The organism is Bacillus sp. K2I17, assembly GCF_002209985.1.
GTDB lineage: Bacteria > Bacillota > Bacilli > Bacillales > Bacillaceae_G > Bacillus_A > Bacillus_A wiedmannii.
On sequence record NZ_NJGF01000074.1, the window covers coordinates 1 to 10344 of the forward strand.

The 10344-nt window shown below is 32.3% G+C and carries 11 protein-coding genes; 3 read left to right on the forward strand and 8 right to left on the reverse strand.

Translation table 11 applies throughout. The features are described from left to right. Positions 1-325 precede the first annotated feature (325 nt). The 4 genes from CER22_RS33380 to CER22_RS30030 all read right to left on the reverse strand — a co-directional run bounded on the left by CER22_RS33380 (position 326) and on the right by CER22_RS30030 (position 2373). Positions 326-481, reverse strand: a complete 156-nt coding sequence (locus CER22_RS33380; RefSeq protein WP_000394776.1) for a hypothetical protein — start codon at positions 479-481, stop codon at positions 326-328. Positions 482-755: 274 nt separating this feature from the next. After that, on the reverse strand, positions 756-1235 hold the full coding sequence (locus CER22_RS30020; RefSeq protein ID WP_088610386.1) for an ankyrin repeat domain-containing protein: 480 nt from the start codon (positions 1233-1235) through the stop codon (positions 756-758). Between the two features lie 253 nt (positions 1236-1488). Then, positions 1489-2001, reverse strand: a complete 513-nt coding sequence (locus CER22_RS30025; RefSeq protein WP_088610387.1) for a helix-turn-helix domain-containing protein — start codon at positions 1999-2001, stop codon at positions 1489-1491. A gap of 21 nt (positions 2002-2022) precedes the next feature. Next, complete coding sequence (locus CER22_RS30030) at positions 2023-2373, reverse strand: zinc-finger domain-containing protein (RefSeq protein WP_088610388.1); 351 nt, start codon at positions 2371-2373, stop codon at positions 2023-2025. 231 nt (positions 2374-2604) lie between these two features. Here CER22_RS30030 and CER22_RS30035 point away from each other — a divergent pair, with 231 nt between their 5' ends. Together CER22_RS30035 and CER22_RS30040 are read left to right on the forward strand one after the other, a co-directional pair. After that, a complete protein-coding gene (locus tag CER22_RS30035; protein ID WP_088610389.1) occupies positions 2605-3648 on the forward strand; it encodes a tyrosine-type recombinase/integrase in 1044 nt (347 codons plus the stop codon). 210 nt (positions 3649-3858) lie between these two features. Further along, positions 3859-4185, forward strand: coding sequence for a helix-turn-helix domain-containing protein (locus tag CER22_RS30040; protein WP_088610390.1), 327 nt, complete (start codon positions 3859-3861; stop codon positions 4183-4185). Between the two features lie 332 nt (positions 4186-4517). Here CER22_RS30040 and CER22_RS33385 read toward each other — a convergent pair whose 3' ends face one another. The 4 genes from CER22_RS33385 to CER22_RS30055 all read right to left on the reverse strand — a co-directional run bounded on the left by CER22_RS33385 (position 4518) and on the right by CER22_RS30055 (position 8327). Continuing rightward, entirely contained in the window at positions 4518-4673 is a 156-nt protein-coding gene (locus CER22_RS33385) for a hypothetical protein (RefSeq protein ID WP_172452033.1), read from the reverse strand. Further along, positions 4670-5887, reverse strand: coding sequence for an AimR family lysis-lysogeny pheromone receptor (locus CER22_RS30045; protein WP_088610391.1), 1218 nt, complete (start codon positions 5885-5887; stop codon positions 4670-4672). The genes CER22_RS33385 and CER22_RS30045 overlap by 4 nt, the downstream gene beginning before the upstream one ends. Positions 5888-6100: 213 nt before the next feature. Continuing rightward, the gene (locus CER22_RS30050; protein WP_088610392.1) at positions 6101-6634 is read right to left on the reverse strand and encodes a DUF7018 domain-containing (lipo)protein; all 534 of its coding nucleotides are present in this window, start codon (positions 6632-6634) and stop codon (positions 6101-6103) included. A gap of 49 nt (positions 6635-6683) precedes the next feature. Further along, on the reverse strand, positions 6684-8327 hold the full coding sequence (locus CER22_RS30055; RefSeq protein ID WP_088610393.1) for a peptide ABC transporter substrate-binding protein: 1644 nt from the start codon (positions 8325-8327) through the stop codon (positions 6684-6686). Between the two features lie 497 nt (positions 8328-8824). Here CER22_RS30055 and CER22_RS30060 point away from each other — a divergent pair, with 497 nt between their 5' ends. Beyond that, the gene (locus tag CER22_RS30060; RefSeq protein ID WP_088610394.1) at positions 8825-9985 is read left to right on the forward strand and encodes an MFS transporter; all 1161 of its coding nucleotides are present in this window, start codon (positions 8825-8827) and stop codon (positions 9983-9985) included. The last annotated feature ends 359 nt before the right edge of the window (positions 9986-10344 follow it).

Below are 10344 nucleotides of genomic sequence, written 5' to 3' on the forward strand. Positions count from 1 at the left end.
AATAAAAAATTATATAAAAAACCCACATTTTGTTTGAAAATATCCCTTAAGTTGATGGATGTGTGGCGGTACCCCTGTTACTTCTCTAAATTCACTTGCATTATGGAATTACAGTATACCCCTCTCTATTTAGTCCCTAATATTAGCCAAGCGTTGACCAAAAAATAAAAATATGGTATGTTTACTGTAGATTAGATATATATTGAATGTATATCCAATATATATAAAGTATAGTACTTAACTGAATTGCATAAACTAAAAAAGACGAGATGCTGGACACATCCCGTCTCATAACTGCTACTGTCAAGGTGGTTGTTATTATGCATTATCTTTTTCTTTTAGACCCACGCTTGTACTTTGGTCGGTGAAGCGAGGGTTTTTTGTTGTCTTTTTTTTCAAATTGCTTTTTCAGTGCGTATGCTGAAACTTCACGCACAACTGCTCTTGCAATTTCTTTTAAAAGTTCAAACAAAAATTCCATGTTATATCACCCCCTTTCCTTCCAAATGGAAAGAAGGGATAATAACAAGCCCACCTTCACACGATATACAGTTATACTTCTATTTTACCATACTTCTATACTCTAAAATAGAAAATTCGTCCAATTTCAGTCTGTTCATACTCTTTTAGTTTAGGAGTTTTAAAAAGATATTAGTTTACTATAATCTAAATATGTATACTATATTTCTTGATATCCTTATAATTTACTTGGTTTTATAGGCATTTTTGATGTATGCCGCCATTTACCGTATTAATCATTCGGCGATTTCGGTTTGCCCAAATTCCATAGCATAATCATAGGCATTCATGTTCTTAATATTCTCTCCAGTATATCTAATCGAAATATCTATACCCTTTTCAACCAGAAACTCAACTACATTTTTATGTCCACCATAAATAGCTCCAAATAAAGGATTTCTTTTTGCTAAGCTGACATCTAATTCTGCACCGGCATTTACTAAATGTTTCACTATATCCAAATGGTCTGATCCTGCCGCCAAGTTTAATGCTGAAGAATCAAATGTTCCTCCCCTAGCATCAATATCTATACCTTCCTGAACTAGAAATTTAACAATATCAAGATTTCCTTTTTTTGCAGCTATGTGCAACCATGTTCCAAATGAAGTCTTTGTATTTAAAAGTTTAGTATTATTACCGATTAATTGTTTTACTTTATTAATATCGCCAATTTTAATGGCATTTCTTATTTCTTGATTTACAATTTTTTTATCCAAAATAACCTCTCCTTACATTTATTTATCATCTATTAGTCAATCTTCTAAATCTGATGTATTAAATCCCATTTTCTGTAAAGTTATTGATTTTCAACACGTGAACTCGAAAAAACGACCTCTCAAATCCGGTTGTAAACTACTTTGGTGACTTGGATAATACAATTAGATTCGACAATCAAAAAACTTCTTATAAGCAAAAATAGACCTATTAAAACGATTTTATCATTTTCGAGGTCTATTTTTGTTAGGAATTCTATTCTTCTATGTCTTCTTTTACTTCTGCAAATAAAATGTCTTCAGCAAACTTCTTGTAGCCATTATACCCTCTCTTTTCAGCCTTTTTCTTTATTGCTTCTAATACCTTTTCATCGAGGTATAGACTTAAATGCTGCTTTTTTTCTCTTGACTCCTCTTTTGATCTATTTTCAATTCTTTCTTTAAAAATTTCCAAATCGTTTTTTAAGTACAATCGTTCAGTAGATTTCCCTTTAGCAATCTCTTTAAAGGGCAATATCCCATCTTTAGCCGCATTATGAACGTAAGTCTTAGACTTATTTAGAAATTCAGCTGCTTCTTTTAATGTTAAAGAGTCTTTGTATAATTCCTCTAACTTTTTTACATCTTCTTGTTCAAAACGATATCCACCATCCGCTTTCCAGGTAGCCAGATTGATAGGTTCGATATGTTTATACTTAATTAAATAGCCTAATTGATTTTTTGTTAAACCTACCCTCTCGCATACCTCTTCTAAAGATAAATAGTCCATTTCTCACCTCATCCGAAACTTTCATTCTAGCTGTTGTTTAAATTTTCTTAGTTGATACTTTGTTAAACCTGTTTCTTTTACTACATCTGTGATTGAGTACTCCTTATACTGAAGATACTTAAATGGATTTTCCATATAACGTTCTCGTACCTTATTAAATGTACTCTTTTTCGATAAAGAATTCAATTGCTCTCCTTTCTCTCGGATGGAATCGAAAATGGGACAACCTTTACAATGTTTATAGTTTCTCTGTTTTGCCTGTTCTTGCTCATCTGTACAATTCACTGATAGGTTGTTCAGAGGGCAAATTGAACAATGGGTGTCTTCTAAATTATAGATTTCATGTAAAATTTTCCGACGAAGGTTAGTCAAAAAAATCTCCTCCTACCGCACTTGGATTGAAATGTACAAAAAAATAAATTAAACATTTCCATTATACATCATCTAAACAGAAACGTTAAATATTAAGGCGGAAATATATATTTAATCATTTCAATTTATACCACAATAAATAACGCATTTATTGTGGTATAATTAGAATCATAAAAATTTATTTAAAAATATTTGTTTAATATTTCATTCTACAAAAGGTTGTGTTTAGATTTGAATATTATAAATTACGAACATAATAACCAAATTGTAAAATCAAAATCAGATTTTTTTGATAGCAGTCATTTTGAAAAAATTATGGGTTTAGGTATCCGTAATATTGACTACTCCCAATTAAGTGAAGAATCATTGGTTTATTTATTTTTACACGATGAGCCTTCTTTAACGAAAAAAAGAAGTGAGCGAACCAAACAACAGTATCTGCACGATCTTTCTCATTTTCTTCGTTACATAAAAGAAACAATTGGCACCATTCAAGAGTTATCCCATAATGAGATGGAAATCTATTTCTATGAATTAAGCAAAAAATATGCTTCCACTACATTACGTAAAAAGAAAACAGTAGTTCAGCAGTTTTTAAAATATGTGTATGATAACAACGGACTCTCAGACAACTTTAGTAGTCGCCTTAAAAAAGTATCCGTAAAAAAAGAAGAGCTAGTCAATCGTGACCTTTATCCAGAAGAAGTTACCCAGATATTAGATGAACTAAAAAAATCCAACTATTTTGTTTACACTGCATTTTTCCTGTTAACTACAACAGGGCTACGAATCGAAGAAATCGCAACTGCAAAATGGGCAGACTTGGTCTTTCATTCATCTTTAAATGCCTATCTACTTCGTGTTGTTGGTAAAGGGAATAAAAGTAGGGAAGTTCGCATCTTTGAAGATACATTAGATGCTTTATGCCATGTTCGAAGTTTACGTAAACAAACAACAGAACTAGATGCATCGAGTACCTCTGCTTTTCTCCCTAAAGCTGATGGATCAAATTATCGAGCAGACTATCTATCTTCTCTTGTGGCAAAAAAAATAGAAGAAATAAATTTAGATTTTCTGCGTTTCCGACAGGATAGAATCACTCCTCACACTTGTAGGCATTTCATGGCTAATTACTTAATGGAAAAGGGTGTTGAACTAAAAAAAATAAGGGACTATTTAGGGCATGAATCTATCATGACTACGGAACGTTATTTAAGAGAGCGTACAAGACGTCAAAACTTGGCCACAATAGATATAGGAAAATCATTATTTTAGTAAGTATATATAATAGGAAGAAACTCGATTTAACGTTTCGATTTCTTCCTATTTTTTGCTCATAGAACTCTAAATATTTCTTATCATCATAACATTTTAACTAATTATTACAAAATATTTTATATTATGCCTTATTATTAGTCATTAGGACACAATTTACCTTTTCTGTTTTACACTAACTTTATAAATCAGAAAGGAAAAGGTAATGATATGTCCCATCTAAGCAAACGACTTGCTGAATTGAGAAAAAAACAAGGATATACCCAATCCGATATATCACATCGCCTAAACATTGCCCGCACTACTTATGCAAATTGGGAATATGGGAAAGCTGATCCTGATGCAGATTCCATCATAAATCTTGCTGAAATACATAACGTCTCCATAGATGAACTATTTGGGCGAAATGCACCACTTGAAAGTAAATTAGAATTAATTAAAGTAGCAATATCTGATCTGCCTCCACAAAAACAGCAAGAAGTGTTAGAGGTTCTTATTGATTACACCTATTTCATAAAAAAGCATTTTGCCAAATGAATGTAAAATTATTTTTCAGCAAATTTTATATTGTATGTGAGTTAAATGCACTTGTGTAGTATTAGCCTGTAAAAGGGGCTAAACATTTTCAATGCCCCGCCCTCGCGGAAAAATCTTTGGAAACCCTTGTGTTATCAGTAGATTTGATAACACAAGGGTTTTTGCAACTTCACTAACAATATAGTTTAAAATTTTGATTTAGTATTAGCTATCAGTTTGCGAATAATTCACAAACTTTTACTGTATTTCGAATTTGATATTTAGGAAATATCCCTAAAAACAACGAATGCGATTGCCTCCTATGAGACAATCGCATTTTAATTATTTAAAGGTTATCCGATACCGCCACCAGGATCCCCCATTCTAGCCAATAATTGTTCTGAATCTTTTTTTACTAAATTGTTTGGTTGCTCTTTACTACCAGCAGCGGTGTAAATAATTCCAGCTGCAAAAACGATACTTGTTAATACAAATAATATTTTTTTCATATAGCACCACCCTCATACATTATACCATTATATTCTACTACTATTTTTTTAGGAAATTTACTGTAGAATCTATTACCAGCACAATCAAATAACTCAATTGCTTTTTCGATTAAAGAAATATCATTCTTCGCTATTCCTAAATAGCAATATTGCATTGGTGTTAGAATGTCATTCTTCTTTTCTAAATCATTTAGGATTTCAACCGCATTTTTATAATTTCCTTTAATAATTTCGAAAAACGCTTTTTCTGCTGGATGATATATCTCTATATTTTTCAATTCTTGCTTATTAACCAACTTAATAAACGCAAGCGTATTTAAAATTAATTCTTTTCTCTGTAATTCTCTTTCAAAATTGCATGATCCAAGCTGCTCCAAAGCCCTATTTATATACTTAGATGCACTATCATAGCATTCAAAAGTATAAGATTCCGCTAAATATACAAATGCAGATGCCCTTAAAAGATTAAAACACCTCTCAGGATCTTCTAAATCTAAAATCTCATGACATGTACTTCGTAAGTTTTCAAGTTTATCCTGAACCAAATATGCAAAAGACAAACATTCTTTAATTCTGCCAAAATAAGCAGCTTTTATAAAACTATCAGATACTTTTTCAATTTTTGGTAATAACACTTGAGCATACTCAGATAAGGAATTATACGTCTCTAAATCACACATCGTATAACAGGTTAATATTCCATATAAAATCTTCATCTCGTTTGTTTTGATTACCTTTTTACCCTTACGATTTTCAAGAGTATCTAATAATTCTTGTTTTGCAATGACACCACTGCTACGCTGCCACACTAATTCATATACATAAGCCCATTCTCGATTCATTGCTAGAGATGAACTTTTTTCTTGGTCAACTATTAGTTTAAGCAGCGCTAAATTACCTTTTATATTTGCGTATTCCATTGCAATCCTCAAGTTCTTCCTACTTGTTGTAACAGAACAGAAGGTGTGTAACATCTTACTTTGTTTATTAATATCACCGGCATACAATAGCTTCAATAATTTAATTAAATTCCAAAATCCAAATTGATTTTTCCCTGTTAAATTCTTCGAAAGCGTTCCTGAAGAAATGCCAATTATTTTAGCGATATCCTCTTGATTTTTCCTTTGGAAATCAATTTCATCAATAATGTTACTCAAGAATTTGTTTAATGTTTTTTCTGAAATTTTATCTTCTCTCTTAAGTGTTTCATTCATAATATTTTCCCTTCTAAAAAAACAAGAATTCCCCAAAATCCCTCAGTATATTTGTAACATCCAATATCGTTATATCCGATTCTAATATAAGTATATCAAAAAAAATGTCGATTTTTGTCGATATAACAAGATAAATAAACATGCAATTATACATAATTGCAATGCAATGCAAACTAAAAGGACTCGAATAATCGACTCCCTTTTCCCTACTATTTATTCTTTTTCTTTTTGCGTTGTACCTAATTCTTTGCCGTCTCTTACATCTAAAATTTGATAACCAGCTTTTATATACAATTCATTTGCTTGTTTGTATTGATTTATTCCATCTTTAAATGTATAGCCTGTAGTATCGTCCATACCCAAAAGTAGTTTCGTTGTAGCTAACTCAAATTCATCCATCGCTCTTACAATCTTCTTTTGAGGTAACGTATATTCAGAATTAGGATCTAACTCCTTAAAAGACTTGGCTACTTTTCTTAACCCCATAATTGCTTCATCAAATTCTTCTTGCACTTCATATAATGTAGGATCTTTTTTAAGGACATCCCCAACCTTCTCCATTGCTTTATGCATATCACCAGTTAAAACCTTGACTTTCTCCAAGTACTTAGTTTCCCCTGACTCTTCACCCGTCTCCTTGTCTGTTTTTTCTTCTGATGCTTTTATTTCCGTTGTATCTTTTGTTGACGTACATCCTCCCAATAGTAATGTTAAAGGGATTGCCATACTGATAAGTTTAAGCTTCATTTTTTAATCCTACTTCCACTCTCTATTTTCAAATTTATTATTTTCAAATTTATTTCTTAACTTCTGCCCATTTATAGTTAAATTCTCCACCAAAATCATTCGTTACAATTCCTTTAATGGAAGAACGCTGTAAGTATGATCTGCCTGGTTGATAAAATGGTGCGACTGCTCCATCTTCTAATAATATTTTTTCTGCTCGTTTCATTGCCTCCCAACGAGCATTTTCATCACCAGCTAAATCTGTTTTCACTTGATGAATTAATTCATCATATGCCTGATTTGAATATTTATCAAAGTTATAGCTACTATCGGTCGTGAATAAATCTAAAAATGTGATTGGATCAGGAATATCGGGACCCCATACATCAACACCTAAATCATAATCACTATTCAGTAGCAACTGAATTTGCTGTTTGCGTGGCTGCGGTTTAACATGGACCGTTAGCCCCTCTAAATTCTTTTCTAGTTCACCTTTTAAATACTCCGCATTTTTCTTGGCTATTGCATTATCACTTGTTAGCAATTCTAGTGTTATCTGTTCTTTCTTAAGTTCTTGCCTTGCTTTTTTCCAATTCTCTTTCGCTGCATTTACATCATCTTTTATTAAATTTCCATTTTCTTTTCGGAAGTCTTTTCCGTCCGAACCTTTAGCAAAATCAGCTGGGATAAAACCATCCGCAGGAAGAGAGCCATTGTTTAACACTGTATCTACAAAGGAGTTCTTATTCATTGCCTGACTAATTGCCAAACGTACATGTTTATTTTTTAACACTTCATTTTTTTGATTCATACGTAAAAACTGCATAGTTACTTCAGGTCGCTCTTTGAAATCAGGACTATTTCTATATTTGTCTACAAACTCACCTGTTAGTCCTACACGGTCAATTTGACCTGATTCATATAGATTTATTTCTGTTGATTTATCTTTCACGATATCAAAGTTGATTTCGTCTAATTTCACAGTTGTAGCATCCCAATAATTCTGATTCCTTTTCAACTGAAAACCTTGTTCATGCTTCCAATTATCCAATATGAATGCCCCGTTATAAACCAATTGATTTGCTTCTAAACCATAATGCTTCCCTTTTGATTCAAAATACTTCTCGTTAATCGGCAAAAACGTTACGAACGTTGTCAAATCTATGAAATAAGGGACAGGCTGCTCTAATTTCACCTCTAATGTTTTATCATCTATTGCTTTTACCCCTAGCTGTTCTACAGGTAGCTCTTTACTATTAATTTTCTTTGCATTCTTTATATCAAAGAATAAAAACGCATATTCTGCAGCTGTATCAGGATTCACAGCACGTTTCCAAGAGAATACGAAGTCTGCAGCTGTTACAGGTGTCCCATTTGACCATTTGGAATCCCTTAGATGGAATGTGTATGTTTTTTTATCTTCACTCACTTCATACGATTTTGCCACACCAGGAATTACTTTGTTATCTTCCCCTAGTATGTACAGACCTTCAAACACATTCCGCATTACATTCATGGATTCACCATCTGTTGCCTTTGTTACATCCATTGTCGGGATCTCCGCTATATACGGTAAACTAATGGACTGTTTTGTTTCATTCTTGTCAGTTGCTTTTGCATTATTTTTTGTCTCTTTTTCTTCACTACTACAAGCTGTTAGTAGCAGACTCGCTCCTATAATAGCAGCTACAACTGATGTAACTCTTGTAAACATCTTACTTTCTTCCTCTCTTTATGTACGGTTAACTTAATCGAATTATCTTTATATCTAACTTTAAGGGCTATGAGAATATAAATTTTCTTTTTCTAAAAGTATTCTGGTACCTTTTAGCATCATATAAGTAATATCTAAACATTAAACCTCTTACTACTTTACCATTAAAACCGTAGCATTCCAGAGATTATTGTGTCAATCACTAAAATTTATTTTAAACTTGAAGGAAAAATATTTAATGTCAATGATTGGGTGAATTACGAATTCAATAAACTGTTTAAAACTTCGTTTGTTCAGAATATGGATTTAAGTTATAATGAAATATCGTATAAAGTTTTTATAATTAAAAAGACTATCTACTTAAGATATTTTTAATAAAACCTATAAAGTTTAGAGAGGGTGAATTAATTGACTAAGCATCTTAGGAAATTAAAAAATGTTTCAGTGATTCTTTGCTTCTAAGTTGAAAAAACAATTTAGAAGCGAGGAATCATAATATGGAAAATCAAAAAATATTAAATCAATCATTTGTTTGTTTATTTCTTAGTAACCTTTTTGTATTTATTGGATTTGAGATGATACTCCCTATTTTGCCAGCCTATTTGACAGAGATGAATGCATCTTCTATACAGGTAGGTTTAGTGACAACATTATTTACAATTGGTGCGGTATTAATTAGACCATTGGTCGGATACTATTTAATCGATAACAAAAGGAAAAGCTTAGCAATCGGTGCAAGTGTAGCTTTAATGCTTATTACCTGTATATATCCATTTCTTAATATCGTATGGCTATTTTTACTTGTACGAATTTTTCATGGTGTTGCCTGGGGTGTTTCAACAACAGCTAACAGTACACTAGCGGTAGATTTAATTCCTAATAAGCGATTAGGAGAAGGAATGGGATATTTTTCTGTTTCAACAACAGTCGGAGCAATTATCGCACCAAGTATAGGCATTTTTATCTACAACTCTTTTTCTTTTGAAACTTTAATTTGGACGTCGGTAATACTCAGTCTACTAGCGGTTATTATGCTTCAATTCGTTCACGCTTCAATTCCTATAAAGCGCGAGAAACAACCATTTCGCTTTTGGGATATGATTTTTGAAAAAGAGGTATGGTTTCAAGCGTTGCTGGCAGTTATTACAACAATTGGCTTTGGGGCGATTCTTACCTTTTTAGTTCTTTTCGGAAAACAGCAGGGGCTAAATCATATATTCTTATTCTTTCTTATTAATGCAACTGTTGCAACTTTAATACGTCCTTTTACTGGGAAGTGGTATGATATCAAAGGGCCTTGGTCTATTATTATCGTCTCAGCTATACTAGGATTTTTGTCACTTATTGTGTTGTCTTATGCAGAAAGTGATGTATATCTGATAATAGCGGCAATTTTATTTGGCGCAGGTTATGGAACTGTAATGCCGTGTTTACAAACTTGGGCAGTTCAAAAGGTAAGTGAAGAAAAAAGTGGTGCAGCAAATGCAACTTTCTTTTCAAGCTTTGATGTTGGGGTTGGGATTAGTGCATTTGTATTAGGGTTTTTAGCTAAATGGATAAGTTTAAATATGATTTTTCGAATTGTTAGTATAAGCTTTATTCTTGTGGCTGTTTTAGTTTATAAAGATTATTTAAGAGAAAAGAAAAAACAAGAATGATGTAAAAAACAAGTAGGCCTCTATATTAATAGGGGCCTACTTGTTTTAGATGATCGATTTTTATGATATTTTACAATTTAGCTCTTGATAACCATTCTGCCCACTATTCAATTCCCTGTTCTCTTTGAATACGTGTTTCTCTCATGCTTGGCCTCCTTCTGTATTTAATCGTCGAATGTGGTATGTAAGAGATAGCCCGTAAAATGCTATTTCTACCGAAGCGAGTTCGAATTTCATCTAAAGTAAAAGTATTGTTAGTACAATCATGGTGGTTCAAGTCAAAGAAAAGACATCTATATTGGTCTTATCCCCGTCAAGTAGACAGCTTTAAAAAAAGACTAAGCAGCCATTGAGATTCG